Genomic DNA, 13,523 nt, shown 5'->3' on the forward strand with positions numbered 1-13,523 from the left:
GAGTTACCACCCCTGGAGAACTGTTTGATGAAGTTGCGTTCTATCGCGGTCGCCGTCGCGGCCCTGGCCCTGACGGGCAATGCCTTCGCCCAGGACGTCTCGTCCGAAAAGGGCAAGCTGAGCTACTACTTCGGTTACGACTACGGCAACAACCTGGCGGAGCTGACCGGTCGTGGTGAGCAGCTGGACATCAACTCGGTGGTGAAGGGCCTGCAGGACGCCTACGCCAAGAAGCAGCCGGCCATCACCGCCGAGCAGCTGAAGCCGGCCGTTGAAGCCTTCCAGAAGCGCGAGCAGGGCCGTGCGCAGGCTGCCAAGGCCGAGTACGAAAAGGCCGCTGCCGAAAACAAGACCAAGAGCGATCAGTTCATCGCGGCGAACAAGGCCAAGGCCGGCGTGCAGTCCCTGCCGAGCGGCGTCCAGTACCGCGTGATCGAAGCCGGCAAGGGCGCCAAGCCGACCCAGGCCAGCACCGTGCAGCTGGAAGTGGCCGGTCCGTTCCCGTACGGCCAGCGCCCGACCGAAGCCCGCCCGGCCCAGCAGATCCCGTCGATCAAGGTCAGCGAAGTCGAAATGAAGGCCATGCGCGAGACCCTGCTGCAGATGCCGGCAGGCTCGAAGTGGGAAGTCACCCTGCCGCCGGACCAGGCCTACGGTGCCGACCCGCGCACCCCGTTCCCGCCGAACGTGGCTGTGCAGTTCGAGATCAAGCTGGTCAGCGTCAAGTAAATCGAAGCAGCAGACGAAACGCGCCGGTGATCCCACCGGCGCGTTTTTGTTTGCGCAGAGCGCTGCGCGCCGCATCATCGCGCGCAAATTCTGCCCGATCGCGCTACTGTTGCCGGGTGCAAAGAATGGAAGAATCGGCGCGTGTTGTCGCAAGTCCCTGCATCGGAGTGTGCACGCTGGATCCGCACCGGCAATGCACCGGCTGCGGGCGGCATATCGATGAGATCGCGCGGTGGTCGTCGATGAGCAACGAGGAACGCAGCCGCATCCTGCATCGCGTACAGCCCCTGCGCGAACAACTGCAGCAATCGCTGCGTGGCTCACTGGCCGACCACGAGCGACTGATGCGCGCGCTGCACCCCCTGGCCCAACCGCCGTCCGGCGACGGCTGGAACCGCAGTGAGCTGATCGACCTGCTGCCGCCCGGGCCCCCGGTGGAAGCTGCAGTGCTGGCCGGCATCGTGCCGCGCGCCAACGGTGCGCAGGTGATCCTCACCCGTCGCACCGACACACTGCGCACCCATGGTGGCCAGGTCGGATTCCCCGGCGGCCGCACCGAACCCGATGACCGCGACGCGCTGGCGGCCGCACTGCGCGAGAGCCAGGAAGAAATCGCCTTGGCGCCCGGCCAGGTGCAGGCGCTGGGGTATCTCGATCCCTTCGTCACCATCACCGGCTACCGCGTCACGCCGGTGGTGGCGGTGGTCGATCCGGATTTCGTGCCGGTGCCGCAGCCCAGCGAAGTGGCCGAAGTGTTCGAGGTGCCGCTGGCCTACCTGATGGCCGCCGACAACCTGCGCCAGGTCGAAATCAATCATCGCGGCCGCGTCCGCCACGTCCTCGAATATGGCTGGCCGGGCCAGCGCATCTGGGGCGCGACCGCCGCCATCCTCTACAACCTGCGTCGCCGCCTGGAGCAAGTGCAATGAAGCTGATCGATCCGCCGTGGACCACCCTGGTCGATGTCGCCACGCTTGCCGCTGCGCTGGGCGAAGGCGTGCGCGTGGTCGATGCGCGCGCCACCGCCAGCACCGCGGTGCGCGTGGTGGATGCGCGTGCTTCGCTGGCCGATCCGCAGGCCGCAGGTGGCCAGTATCTGGCAGGGCATATTCCGGGCGCGGTGCATGCCGATCTCAACCGCGATCTGTCCGATCTGGGTCGCGTCGGCCATGGCCGGCACCCGCTGCCGGACAGCGATGCGTTTGCCGCGAAGCTCGGCACGTGGGGCATCGGTCCCGACACCCAGGTGGTGGTGTACGACGGCAGCGACGGCAGCATGGCCGCTTCGCGACTGTGGTGGTTGCTGCGCCTGATCGGTCACAGCAGGGTGGCCGTGCTCGACGGCGGCATCGCGGCCTGGCAGGCCGCCGGTCACACGCTGGCAACCGGGCAGGGCGAAGTGACGGCACTGCCGGCTTACCCGGGCCGTTTCGATACTACCCAGATCGCCAATGCCGATGAAATCACCGCCCGGCTGAAGCACGCGCCGGGTTGGCTGGTCGATGCACGTGCGGGCGAACGCTTCCGCGGCGACGTCGAGCCGCTGGATCCGGTCGCCGGCCACGTGCCGGGCGCGGTCAACCGCCCGTTCGCATTGAACGTACTCGACGGCCACCTGCGCGACCCACAGGAGCTGCGCGCCGAACTGCAGGGCGTGATCGGCAATCGCGATCCACAGCAGGTGGTGCTGATGTGCGGCTCCGGCGTGACGGCCTGCCACCTGCTGCTGGCGATGGAAACGGCGGGCCTGTCCGGCGCGCGCATCTACGCCGATTCGTGGAGCGGCTGGGTGAGCGACAACAGCCGCCCGGTGGCGACCGGCACCTGAGTAGCGCAGGGTCGGATCCGTTTTCCAGCGGAAAACGGCTCTGACCCCATCGTCAAAAGCCCACCCCGCCTCCCCTCAGGAAGTCAGCTTCTGCTGTTGCTCTGGCTTCGGCTTCTGCAGGTGCAGGGCGCAGCCCTGCAAACCCTCACCCCAACCCCTGCAACGGCACCTTCGCCAGCACCCGCGCCCACGGGAACAACGGCCCCGGATCACGCTTGCGCGCCACCATCAGCGCCGGGTCATCGCTGGCCGGCACCTGTTCCAGGTCCAGCTGGTCATGCCCGGCAATCCGCCGCAGCGACGGATAGTGCGCCACCAGCGCCAGCAGCAGCCGTTCCAGCGCCTGCAGCTGTGCCTCGGTGTAGGGTTCGTCCATCGCCTGCCGGCGGCTGTCGAACCAGTCCGGATAGCGCCCGGTGTTGACCAGCTCGATGCCCAGCGTATGCGCGTTCATGCCGCGCACGTGGTGGGCCACCCGTTCCGGTGCCACGTACTGCACCACGCTGCCATCGCGGTCGATGTAGAAGTGGCCGCTGTTGCCGGCACCGCTGTCGTACAGCACGCGCTCGCCGTACTCGCGGGCCATTGCCAGGTCGGGCAGCTCGGTGCAGTGGATCACCACCATCTCCAGCGTGGCCGGGTCGCGCAGGGGCAGGCGGTCTTCGTAGGGCAGGGGCTGCAGCTGCAGGCCGGGCAGGAGCGGGTTGGGCATCCGGCGATGCTAGCATTGCGGCATGAACCTGCCTTCCCTTTCCTCGTTGGCCCGCTCGCACGGAGCACGCGCATGAGCCGCGGCCACTGCATCCTGTCGCATGGCTTCGAGAGCGGCCCGGAAGCGACCAAGGTCACCGCGCTGGCCGACGTGGCGCAACGGCTGGGCTGGACCCATGAGCGCCCGGACTACACCGACCTGGACGCGATGAGCGAGGTCAGCCGCGTAGGTGACGTGCCGACCCGGCTGCGCCGCCTGGTCGAGCGCACCACCATCGCGGCCCAGCAGGGCCCGGTGGTGCTGGCCGGCTCCAGCCTGGGCGCCTACATCTCCGCCATCGCCTCGCTGCAGGTGCCGGTAGCCGGCCTGTTCCTGATGGTGCCGCCGACCACGATGGGCCCGATGCCGGCGCTGGATGCCGCCGCCGTGCCGACCTCCGTGGTCCAGGCCTGGCATGACGACGTGGTCCCGGCCGCCGGAGTGATCGCCTGGGCCCAGGCGCGTTCTGCGCAGCTGCTGCTGGTCGACGATGGCCACCGCCTGGAGCGTCACGTGGAGGCGTCCGCACAGGCCTTCGAGCGCCTGCTGCGCCAGCTGTGAAGCCCGGGCGCACGGCGCGCCCGCCCGCATTGACTACAATGGCAGCCCCGCCGCCCCCGGCGCGGGCCTGCCGGCCGTGCCTACGGCCCTCCTTTCCGACTGGCCCGGCCCCTGTGCCGCGCCCGACCACCTGCGAACCGATCCCGTGAAATTCTTCGTCTCCTGCGCCAAGGGCCTGGAATACCTGCTTGCCGATGAACTGTCGGCCCTGGGCCTTGGCAAGGCCACTGCCACCATTGCCGGCGTCAACGCCGAGGGCGAACTGGAGCAGGCGCTGCGGATCGTGATGTGGTCGCGCCTGGCCAGCCGCGTGCTGTGGCCCATCGACGAGTTCGAGTGCCCGGACGAGCAGGCCCTGTATGACGGCGTGCGTGCGCTGCCGTGGCACGAGCATATCAAGCCGGAGATGACCCTGGCGGTGGACGCGCACGTGTCCGGTGACAAGATCACCCATGCCCGCTTCGCCGCGCAGCGGATCAAGGACGCCATCGTCGACCGCATGCGCGATGAAGGCCTGGAGCGTCCTTCGGTCAACACCGATCTGCCCGATGTGCGCGTCAACCTGTCGCTGCGCAAGGGCCGTGCGTCGCTGTCGATCGACCTCGGCGGTGGCCCGCTGCATCGCCGTGGCTGGCGTGGTGCCGCCCACGAAGCGCCGCTGAAGGAAAACCTGGCCGCCGCGCTGCTGCTGCGCGCGCAGTGGCCGCGCCTGCACGCCGCTGGTGGCGGCCTGCTGGACCCGATGTGCGGCAGCGGCACGCTGCTGATCGAAGGCGCGCTGATGGCCGCCGACGTTGCTCCCGGCCTGATGCGCCATGGCAGCCTGCCACCGAGCCGCTGGCTGGGCTTCGACAAGGCGGCCTGGAAGACCCTCCAGAGCGAAGCACGTGACCGCGAAGCGGCCGGCCTGGCCGCGCTGAAGCCGGTCATCCACGGCAGCGACATCGACCCGACCGCGATCCAGGCGGCACGCGAGAATGCCGAGGTCGCGGGCGTCGCCCACGCGATCCGCTTCACCCGTGCCGATGTGGCCGACCTGGCCGCGCCCGAACAGGAGATCGGTGCGGTGGTCTGCAATCCGCCCTACGACGAGCGCCTGGCCGCGGATCCGGCGCTGTACCGCGCATTGGGCAATGCCCTGCAGAAGGCCGTGCCGCAGTGGCGCGCCAGCCTGCTGTGCGGCAACGACGAACTGGCCTTCGCCACCGGCCTGCGCGCGGGCAAGAAGTACCAGATGTTCAACGGTGCGCTGGAATGCGCGCTGATCGTCTGCGACCCGATCTCCGTGCCGGGCCGTGATCCGGCACAGCCGCGCGAGCTGAGCGAAGGTGCGCAGATGGTGGCCAACCGCCTGCGCAAGAACCTGAAGAAGTTCAGGAGCTGGCGTGCCCGCGAGGACATCACCTGCTTCCGCGCCTACGATGCCGATCTGCCGGAGTACGCGGCGGCCATCGATGTCTACGAGGAAGACGGTGGCAAGCGCCGTACCTTCCTGCACGTACAGGAATACGCCGCACCGGCGGCGATTCCGGAGAACGACGTGCGCCGCCGCCGCAACGAACTGCTGGCCGCTGCGCGCGAAGTATTCGGCGTGCCGCCGGAGCAGGTCTCGATGAAGTCGCGCGAGCGCGGCAAGGGCGGCAGCAAGTACGGCCGCTTCGAGCAGCGGGACGAGTTCATCGTGGTGCGCGAGAACCACGCACTGCTGCAGGTGAACCTGTTCGACTACCTGGACACCGGCCTGTTCCTCGACCACCGCCCGCTGCGCCGGATGATGGCCGAGCAGGTGCGTGGCAAGCGCTTCCTCAACCTGTTCTGCTACACCGGCGTGGCCAGTGTGCAGGCGGCGGTGGCCGGCGCGGCCAGCACCACCAGCGTCGACCTGTCGGCGACCTACCTGCAGTGGTGCTACGACAACCTGGCGCTGAACGGGCAGGGCGGCAACCAGCACCTGCTGGTGCAGGCCGATGCGATGGCCTGGCTGGAAGGCGACCGTGGCCAGTACGACGTGATCTTCTGTGACCCGCCGACCTTCTCCAACTCCGCACGCGCCGATGACTTCGACGTGCAGCGCGAACAGCTGAAGCTGCTGCGCGCGGCGGTGGCGCGACTGGCGCCGGGCGGCGTGCTGTACTTCTCCAACAACTTCCGCCGCTTCAAGCTGGAAGAGAACGCCATCGCCGAATTCGCCCAGTGCCGCGAGATCACCGCGCGCACCATCGGTCCGGATTTCGAACGCAACGCGCGCATCCACCGCGCGTGGGAACTGAAGCGGTTGGAGTAACCCTGGCGGAAAAACACCGGTAGTGCCGGCCGCTGGCCGGCAACGGGGTCAGATCCGCAGAAGGTTCATGGGATGCCGGCCAGCGGCCGGCACTACCCATATCTGGCCAGTAGATCCACGCCATGCGTGGATGGCGTTTACACCAACGCCACCACCAACCCCAACACCGGCAGCGCGATCGCCAGCGGCGCGATCCATTTCGGCCGGTACGGGTACAGCCCGAACGACAGCACCACGCCGCCCACGGTCATCACGCCCAGCCACAGCACCGGGCCCATCGCCCAGCCGTGGTCGAGCACGCACAGCGCGAACGCCACCGTCAGCAAGGCCCAGCCCAGCATCCGCCATTGCGTGCGCCGTGCCGGCGAAGCGGCAGCCTTGCCGTGCAGGTCGTGCTGGTGCTTTTCCATCGCCAGCGACAATGCGGTGAACGCAGAGAACGACAGGGTCAACGCCAGCAGCATCATGCGCTGGCCTCCGCTTCGGCGGTTTCCGCAGCGTCCACCGGGGCCTTGGGCACCGCCGCCGCCGCTGCACGCTTCTTCTTCTCGGCCGCGCTCAGCGGTGGTGTCCAGCGCTGCATGCGCCAGCCGCACAGCGCCAGCATCGCACCGAACGCGATCATCGACAGATCGACGCCGGCCAGCACCCAGTCACCGTTGCGCAGGGTCACGCCAAGGTGGGCGTGCGTGGTCAGCGCGTTGACCACCGGCACCAGCGCGAACGCAGCCGCGCCCAGGTACAGCTGCCAGGCCCACATCATCCGCTTCGGCCAGATGAAGGCGGCCAGCAGCGCACCGCCCCAAGCGTAGAAGAACATGTTGGCTTCGGCACTCGAGCGCTCGGCGATGTCCAACGGCAGCAGGCGGTTGCCCCAGAAGTAGGCGGCGAAGGCGATCGGCAGGCCGGCCACGGTGCCGATGTTCAATGCATCGACCAGGCGCAGGCCGAAGCCGGTACGGCCGCTCTTGGCGTGCTTGGGCCGTTCCTTCACCGCCCACAGCACCACGCCACTGGCCACCATCAGGCAGCCGACCAGGCCGGACAGGAAGAACAGTGCGCGCAGGCCCCAGTCGGCGAAGCGCGCCAGGTGCAGGCCATACAGCACGCCGCGGGTGGCGGTGGCGCCGCCGGAAGGGGGCGTTTCCTCCAGCAACGTGCCGTTGACCATGTCGTAGCGCAGCGCCGGGGTGTCGGTGGACAGGCGCTTGCCGTCGCGCTGGCGGATGTCGATCACGGCATTGGCCGCGCCCGGGTTGGACACGGTGAAGCCGGCTACTTCCACGCCGTGCCAATGCGCACGTGCGCTGTCCAGCAGCTGCGCGATCGGCAGCGGCGTGGCGCGGCCTTCGGCCGGCGCGGTCACCTCCGGCATGCCACCGAAGGCTTCACTGAAGAACTTGTCCTCGTCCTGCGGGTAGGCGACTTTCACCCCCCACGGCAGGTACATGATCATCAGGGTGACGATGCCGGTGTAGGTGATCATCGCGTGGTACGGCAGCGCCATTACCGCACTGACGTTGTGGAAATCGAGCCAGGAACGCAGGCCTTTGTCCTTGCGGAAGGTGAAGAAGTCCTTGAAGATTTTCTTGTGGGTGATGACGCCGGTGATGATCGCCACCAGCATGAACATCGCGCAGAAGCCGACCAGGTAGCGCGCCCACAGCACCGGGATGTAGTGCAGGTCGAAGTGCAGGCGGTAGAAGAAATCACCACCACGCGTTTCGCGCGCTTCCAGCGCCTGGCCGGTGTTCGGGTCCAGCGTGGCATCACCAAAACCACCGCGGCGGCCGCGACTGGGATCGGCCAGCTCCGGTGGCAGCCGCCAGAACATCTGCATCGCCGGGTTGCGCGGCTGCGGCAGGGTGACGAACCAGTTCTCGGCCTGCGTGGCGTTGGCCTGGAGGTAGTCCACCGCGCGCTGCGCGGCGACATCGATGCTGACCTTGCTGGATGGAAGTTCTGGTCGCATCCAGCGGCTGATCTCTTCGCGGTAGTAGCTGGCCGTGCCGGCCATGAAGATCAGCAGCAGCAACCAGCCGACCAGCAGGCCGGTCCAGGTGTGCAGCCAGGCCATCGACTGGCGGAAACCGTTCTTCATGCCCAGGCCCCCAGCAGGCGCGCAATGGCGGCCATCAGCAGTGCGGGCGCGAGGATGCCGACCCAGGCGCGCAGCGCGCTGCGGGTGGCGAACGCCCACAGCGCTGCGCAGGCGGCCACCAGGATGGCCAGCAGCATGCCGGTCAGCACGGTCTGGCCACGTGCGCCGGGCAGCGCCACCGCGCAGAACACGCTGGTCACCGAGGCCAGCGCGTAGCCGCCGAAGATCGCGGCCAGCGAGCGTGATAGCACGCCCCAGCGCGGATTGGAGAAGAAGGTGCGGGGGCTGGCGGTTGCGGGCGAGCGGTCCACGGCATTCCTGCAGGTTTCAGTGAAAGGGAGCCGGTGCACCGAAGTGCACCGGGGTTGGCCATCCCTGGCCGGGCAGCGGTCGCAGAACCGGTGCCATCCATCCAGGGTCAGAGCTTCCAGCGCAGCGTCATCGTCACGTTGCGCGGTTCGCCCCAATACACGCCGTTGTAGAAACCGACGTTGTTGAAGTACTTCTTGTCGAGCAGGTTGTTGATGTTCAGCTGCGCGCTGAAGTTCTCGTTGAAGCGGTAGCCGCCGGCGAGATTCACCAGGTAGAACGCGTCCTGGGTGATCTGCGCGCGCTCGGTGCGGCCGCTGGTGAGATAGTCGGCGGCCGGCTTCGTGCTGTTGTTCCAGAGGCGGCTCTGCCAGGTCACGCCGCCGCCCAGCCAGAAGCGGCCATCGATGCCGCCCGGGCGCCAGCTGGTGTTGAGGCGGAAGGTGTCCTGCGGGGTGGTGGTCCGCTGCAGCACGCCTGCGTTGTTGCGGATGACGGTGTGGGCGAAGCCCGCCGAGACATTCCATTGCTCGCCGATGCTGCCCTGGGTCTCGATTTCCCAGCCCTTCACCTTGTTGCCCTTGCCGGTGGATCGATAGGCCTGGCCACCGTCGGGCAGCGAGTTCAGCGGCACCGAATCGTCGATCTCGGCCACGTTGTCCTGCTTGCCTTCGAACACGGCTGCCGAAGCATTCAGCAGGCCGCCGAAGAACTCGGCCTTGACGCCGGCTTCGTACATGTCACCGACCACCGGTTCCAGGTAGTTGCCGTTGCGGTCACGATAGTTCTGCGGCTTGAAGATGTCGGTGTAGCTGACGTAGGCGCTGAAGATCGAGTTGAAGTCATAGACCAGGCCCGCGTACGGGGTGAGCGTATCGTCGGGCTTGTAGCCGGTGCGCGTGGTGCGGTTGCGGTTGCCGGCGTCGTCATAGCCATAGGCCCAGCTGCGGGTTTCCCAGCTGCCATAACGCGCGCCGACCACGGCCAGCAGCGGATCGGCTAGGCGCAGGCGCGCGGCGATGTAGGCGGCGCGCTGGCGCAGCTCGTTTTCCGAGGCCAGGCGGCCGAGGCGGGTGACCGGCAGTACCGGCACGTTGCCGGTCCAGTTCCGCCAGTCAGGCACCACGGCATAGGTCGTGCCGTAGTTGAAGTCCATGTCTTCGGACTCGCCCTTGCGCACCGACTGGCCCAGGCCGAAGACGAGTTCGTGCTCGCGCCCGAACAGCTTGAACGGCCCGCCCACGTTGACGTCGAACACATCCATCGTGCTGTGTTCATTGAAGTGGGAAATGTAGGCGGTCACGCCGGTGCCGTCGGTGCGCGGATAGCCCGCCGCGCCGTACCAGACGCTCCCGTCGGTATCGCGTACCGCATGGCTGACGTTGCCCTTCACCGACCAGCCGTTGCCCAGTTGCTGTTCCAGGCGCGCGAAGGTGGTCTTCTCCACGATCGGCCAGGCGCTCCAGGAGGCCGATAGGTTGGTCGAGCGCGGCAGGTTGGCCGGCGCGCCGTTGGCGCCCCAGTACGGCACCACGCCCCAGGTCACGCCGGTGGTATGCGGCGACTGATACTCGTAGCCCACCTCGAACAGCGTGCTGTCGCTCAGGTCGGCCTGGATGATGCCGTAGAACACGTCCTTGTCCAGCGCATAGACATCACGGAACGAGTCGCTCTGCTGCTTGGCGGCGACCACACGGGCCCGGATGCGCCCGTCCCAGGCGACGGGGCCGCCGAGGTCGGCTTCCAGGCGACGGTTGCCCCAGCGGCCGAGGGTCAGGTTGGCACCCATCTGGAAGGTATCGGTTGGGCGCTTGCGGATCATGCTGATGGTGCCGGACGGATCGCCCGCGCCGGTGGTCAGGCCGGTGGCGCCGCGGATCACTTCGATGCGCTCGTAGATCACGTTGTCGGTGTTGGTCTTGACCGAGCCACCGAAGGTGTTGAGCATGCCGTCGATCTGGAAATTGTCGATGGTGTAGCCGCGCGAGACGTAGTTGATGCGCTCGCTGTCGGTGACCGACACGCTGACCCCGGTGACCTGGCCCATCACGTCCGACAACGAGAACAGACCCATGTCATCCAGGCGCTGGCGGGTCACGACGGTTACTGACTGCGGCGTCTGGCGCAGCGACAGATCGAGCTTGGTCGCACTGCGCGCCCCCTTCACCGTATAACTGTTGGGAATCTCGCCATCGGCAGTCACCTTCACGGTGTCCAGCGTGCGCGCGGAAGGATCGGCAGTGCCGTCGGCGTGGGCCAGCGGGGCGATCATCAGTGCGGTCACGGCCAGGGCCAGCAGAGTAGGACGAGGGGGATTGAGCGGCATTGCCATCGGTGCGATTCCATGCAGGACGAAACAGGCGATGGAATGCGCAGGCACGGCAGCCATGCGCTCCGCGCACGTCGCCCAGCGAGTCCCATCGACGATGCGTCGCCCGCGCAGTGCGGGCGACCCGGTAGTCGGGGGATGTACACGGGCGAAGGGGCGGGTGGGTACGTGCTTCCGTGCCCCGCTTGGCTAAGCGTACAACCGATCGGCAAATGATAGGCATTCGCATTTCGTTAATCAAGCGTGACGAATTCCCTCTCCACGCAGGGCGTGGATCGACTGCCGGATGGGGTCCTAGAACCTGAACACCACCGTCGCCGCATGCAGCAGCAGGCCGATCAGCCCGCCCACCAGCGTGCCGTTGAAGCGGATGAACTGCAGGTCGCGGCCCACGCTCAGTTCCAGCTGTTCGACCAGGTGCCGCTCGTCCCAGCTCTTCACGGTCTGCGCGATATGCGTGGTCACGCCTTCGCGCAGGCGGCCGGTCAGGCGTTGCGCGCCTTCCAGCAGGTGCTGGTTGAGCGCCTCGCGCAGGGCCGGGTCGGCCTGCAGGCTGCTGCCCAGCGAGGCGAGGCTGCGCTGCAGGTGGCCGACCAGCGCCGAGTCCTCGCGCTGCAGGTCGGCGCGCAGGCTGGCATGGATGCGCGCCCACAGCCCCTGCACGTACTCCTGCAGGGCGGGGTGGTCGATCATTTCCTGCTTGAGCTGTTCGATGCGCTCGGCCAGGGCAGGGTCCTCGCGCAGGCGCTGCACGTAATTCTGCAGCCAGGTCTCGTAGTCCTGGCGCAGCGGATGCTGCGGCTCGGCCAGCACCTGCTGCAGTTCTTCCAGCACGGCCCGTGCCAGCCGCTCGGCCAGGCTGTCGCCGATCTCGTCGATCGGCTTGACCCAGTTCACCGTGCTCGACAGCGTCGGCCACTCGCGCTGGATGTAGCGCACGATCAGCTGCGAGGCGCGCTCCTTCACCTCCGGCTGCTCCAGCCAGCGGCCCAGGCGCTGCAGGCCCTCGTCCAGCACGCGCTGGTGGCGTCCGTCGGCGGTCAGCAGGGCCAGCAGCTCACCGGCGGTGGCGGCGGCATTCCACTGCCTCAGCTGCTGCACCACGAAGACGTGCAGTTGCCGGCGCACCGCGGTTTCGTCGAAGAAATCCAGCGCCTGCAGGGCCCAGCCACGGGCCATGTCGGCCAGCATCCGCGAGCGCGCCGGGTCGGCCAGCCAACTGCCGAGACGGCTGGCCGGATCGAACACCTGCAGCTTGGCCAGCAGCACCTGCGGTTCCAGGAACTGGTCGCGCACGAACAGGGCGATGCTGTCGCCGATGCGTTCCTTGCTGCGCGGGATGATCGCGGTGTGCGGAATCGGCAGGCCCATCGGCCGCCGGAACAGGGCAACGACGGCGAACCAGTCGGCAAGTGCGCCCACGGCTGCGGCCTCGCAGAACGCCGAGACCCAGGCCCAGATACCGCGTTCGCCCTGCCAGTGGCTGACCGCGAAACCGGCCAGCATCAACAGCAGCAGGCCCAGCGCGAGGGCTTTCAGGCGCCGCAGCTGAGCGCGGCGCGGATCGTTGGCAGGCGTCATGCCTGAAGTCTAACCGCAGCCCGGTGACGCCTGTCTGTAGAGCCGAGCCCATGCTCGGCTGCCTTGCGCGTGGCAAAGAGCAGCCGAGCATGGGCTCGGCTCTACAAAAGCGCGTCGAGAGCGCTTACAGCACTTCCAGCTGCTTGCGCAGCGCGGCCAACTGCGCGCGCAGGGTGTCGTTCTCGCGGGTCAGCGCGACGACGCGGCGGCGCAGTGCCGGTGCATCCTCGCCCAGCTGCTCCAACGCCGACAGAACCTCCGCGTCGCGGCTGGCAATCTGCTCCTCGTCCGCTTCCTCGAAGTCCATTTCGGCCGCTTCGGGCTTCGGTGCGCGTGGCTTGCGCTTGGACTCGCGCACGCGCTTGGCGGCCTGCTTCAGCTCGTCCTTGCCACCGGCGGCGGCGGCGCGCTGCTCGTCTTCCGGCAGATCGGCCACGGCCGCAGCTGCACTGATCGAGATCACGCCGGCCTTCACCGCTTCCACCACCTCGGCTGCGGCCTGGGCGTGGATGCGCTCAATCATGCCGACCTGGCTGGTGCTCAGCTTGGCCTCGCGGGCCAGCTCGGCGCGGCTGATCTTCGGTGCCGGTTCCCACGGCGGGCTGTCTTCACCGGCTTCATCGGCGACGTCGGCGGTGCCATCGCTCTCGCGCTGCAGCTGCGCCTGCTCGACCTGCTTGCGGGCGGCCAGGATGTCGCGCTTGCGCAGCGCCAGCACGCCGCGCTGGAAGTCGGACACGCTGCGGCGGCCCAGGTGCTGCTCGATCATCCACAGGTGCACGTCTTCCATGCTCTGGAAGCGGGTGTTCTGCACGGTGTTGAAGGGCAGCCCGTGCTTCTGGCAGATGCCGAAGCGGTTGTGGCCATCGACCAGCACATCGCCCCACAGCACCAGCGCATCGCGGCAGCCTTCGGCCAGGATGCTGCGCTCCAGCGCGTCATGTTCGTCCGCGGTCAGCGGGTCGATGTAGGCCTTGAGTTCTTCTTTGACGACGATATCCATGGGCACGGCAGCGAGCAGGAGCGGAACCGCCCATTGTACCCGCTCGC

The 13,523-nt window shown here is 67.9% G+C and carries 12 protein-coding genes; 5 read left to right on the forward strand and 7 right to left on the reverse strand.

The features are described from left to right. Positions 1-27: 27 nt before the first annotated feature. From CCR98_RS07000 to CCR98_RS07010, 3 genes are all read left to right on the forward strand, one after another. Positions 28-729, forward strand: a complete 702-nt coding sequence (locus CCR98_RS07000; RefSeq protein WP_005408797.1) for an FKBP-type peptidyl-prolyl cis-trans isomerase N-terminal domain-containing protein — start codon at positions 28-30, stop codon at positions 727-729. A 125-nt stretch (positions 730-854) separates the two neighbouring features. Beyond that, positions 855-1,658: a CoA pyrophosphatase gene (locus CCR98_RS07005; protein WP_087922030.1), complete on the forward strand. Its 804-nt coding sequence runs from the start codon at positions 855-857 to the stop codon at positions 1,656-1,658. After that, positions 1,655-2,557 (forward strand): sulfurtransferase, encoded by a 903-nt coding sequence (locus tag CCR98_RS07010; RefSeq protein ID WP_087922031.1) that lies wholly within the window; start codon positions 1,655-1,657, stop codon positions 2,555-2,557. Before CCR98_RS07005 ends, CCR98_RS07010 begins: the two co-directional genes overlap by 4 nt. Before the next feature lie 145 nt (positions 2,558-2,702). Here CCR98_RS07010 and CCR98_RS07015 read toward each other — a convergent pair whose 3' ends face one another. Next, positions 2,703-3,269 (reverse strand): N-acetylmuramoyl-L-alanine amidase, encoded by a 567-nt coding sequence (locus tag CCR98_RS07015; protein WP_087922032.1) that lies wholly within the window; start codon positions 3,267-3,269, stop codon positions 2,703-2,705. Between the two features lie 72 nt (positions 3,270-3,341). Here CCR98_RS07015 and CCR98_RS07020 point away from each other — a divergent pair, with 72 nt between their 5' ends. Continuing rightward, complete coding sequence (locus tag CCR98_RS07020; RefSeq protein ID WP_087922033.1) at positions 3,342-3,869, forward strand: hypothetical protein; 528 nt, start codon at positions 3,342-3,344, stop codon at positions 3,867-3,869. A 145-nt stretch (positions 3,870-4,014) separates the two neighbouring features. Continuing rightward, positions 4,015-6,153: a bifunctional 23S rRNA (guanine(2069)-N(7))-methyltransferase RlmK/23S rRNA (guanine(2445)-N(2))-methyltransferase RlmL gene (rlmKL, locus tag CCR98_RS07025; RefSeq protein ID WP_087922034.1), complete on the forward strand. Its 2,139-nt coding sequence runs from the start codon at positions 4,015-4,017 to the stop codon at positions 6,151-6,153. 137 nt (positions 6,154-6,290) lie between these two features. On the opposite strand, the gene CCR98_RS07030 is transcribed toward rlmKL, so the two are convergent. The 6 genes from CCR98_RS07030 to CCR98_RS07055 form a co-directional block, all read right to left on the reverse strand. After that, complete coding sequence (locus CCR98_RS07030) at positions 6,291-6,620, reverse strand: DUF3325 domain-containing protein (RefSeq protein WP_087922035.1); 330 nt, start codon at positions 6,618-6,620, stop codon at positions 6,291-6,293. After that, on the reverse strand, positions 6,617-8,254 hold the full coding sequence (locus tag CCR98_RS07035; RefSeq protein ID WP_087922036.1) for a PepSY-associated TM helix domain-containing protein: 1,638 nt from the start codon (positions 8,252-8,254) through the stop codon (positions 6,617-6,619). The genes CCR98_RS07030 and CCR98_RS07035 overlap by 4 nt, the downstream gene beginning before the upstream one ends. After that, complete coding sequence (locus tag CCR98_RS07040) at positions 8,251-8,565, reverse strand: DUF3649 domain-containing protein (RefSeq protein WP_075674886.1); 315 nt, start codon at positions 8,563-8,565, stop codon at positions 8,251-8,253. Before CCR98_RS07040 ends, CCR98_RS07035 begins: the two co-directional genes overlap by 4 nt. Before the next feature lie 107 nt (positions 8,566-8,672). Further along, positions 8,673-10,895, reverse strand: coding sequence for a TonB-dependent siderophore receptor (locus CCR98_RS07045; protein WP_087922037.1), 2,223 nt, complete (start codon positions 10,893-10,895; stop codon positions 8,673-8,675). A 291-nt stretch (positions 10,896-11,186) separates the two neighbouring features. After that, positions 11,187-12,473, reverse strand: a complete 1,287-nt coding sequence (locus CCR98_RS07050; protein ID WP_087922038.1) for a DUF445 family protein — start codon at positions 12,471-12,473, stop codon at positions 11,187-11,189. A 124-nt stretch (positions 12,474-12,597) separates the two neighbouring features. Beyond that, positions 12,598-13,476 (reverse strand): plasmid replication/partition related protein, encoded by an 879-nt coding sequence (locus CCR98_RS07055; protein ID WP_087922039.1) that lies wholly within the window; start codon positions 13,474-13,476, stop codon positions 12,598-12,600. Between the last annotated feature and the right edge of the window lie 47 nt (positions 13,477-13,523).

Source organism: Stenotrophomonas sp. WZN-1, from assembly GCF_002192255.1.
In the GTDB taxonomy this organism is placed as follows: domain Bacteria; phylum Pseudomonadota; class Gammaproteobacteria; order Xanthomonadales; family Xanthomonadaceae; genus Stenotrophomonas.

Excerpts from the sequence above, each read along its gene's own strand:
- CCR98_RS07000 (WP_005408797.1), top strand. The coding sequence starts at position 28 with ATGAAGTTGCGTTCTATCGCGGTCGCCGTCGCGGCCCTGGCCCTGACG.
- CCR98_RS07005 (WP_087922030.1), top strand. The coding sequence starts at position 855 with ATGGAAGAATCGGCGCGTGTTGTCGCAAGTCCCTGCATCGGAGTGTGC.
- CCR98_RS07010 (WP_087922031.1), top strand. The coding sequence starts at position 1,655 with ATGAAGCTGATCGATCCGCCGTGGACCACCCTGGTCGATGTCGCCACG.
- CCR98_RS07015 (WP_087922032.1), bottom strand. The coding sequence starts at position 3,269 with ATGCCCAACCCGCTCCTGCCCGGCCTGCAGCTGCAGCCCCTGCCCTAC.
- CCR98_RS07020 (WP_087922033.1), top strand. The coding sequence starts at position 3,342 with ATGAGCCGCGGCCACTGCATCCTGTCGCATGGCTTCGAGAGCGGCCCG.
- CCR98_RS07030 (WP_087922035.1), bottom strand. The coding sequence starts at position 6,620 with ATGATGCTGCTGGCGTTGACCCTGTCGTTCTCTGCGTTCACCGCATTG.
- CCR98_RS07035 (WP_087922036.1), bottom strand. The coding sequence starts at position 8,254 with ATGAAGAACGGTTTCCGCCAGTCGATGGCCTGGCTGCACACCTGGACC.
- CCR98_RS07045 (WP_087922037.1), bottom strand. The coding sequence starts at position 10,895 with ATGGCAATGCCGCTCAATCCCCCTCGTCCTACTCTGCTGGCCCTGGCC.
- CCR98_RS07050 (WP_087922038.1), bottom strand. The coding sequence starts at position 12,473 with ATGACGCCTGCCAACGATCCGCGCCGCGCTCAGCTGCGGCGCCTGAAA.
- CCR98_RS07055 (WP_087922039.1), bottom strand. The coding sequence starts at position 13,476 with ATGGATATCGTCGTCAAAGAAGAACTCAAGGCCTACATCGACCCGCTG.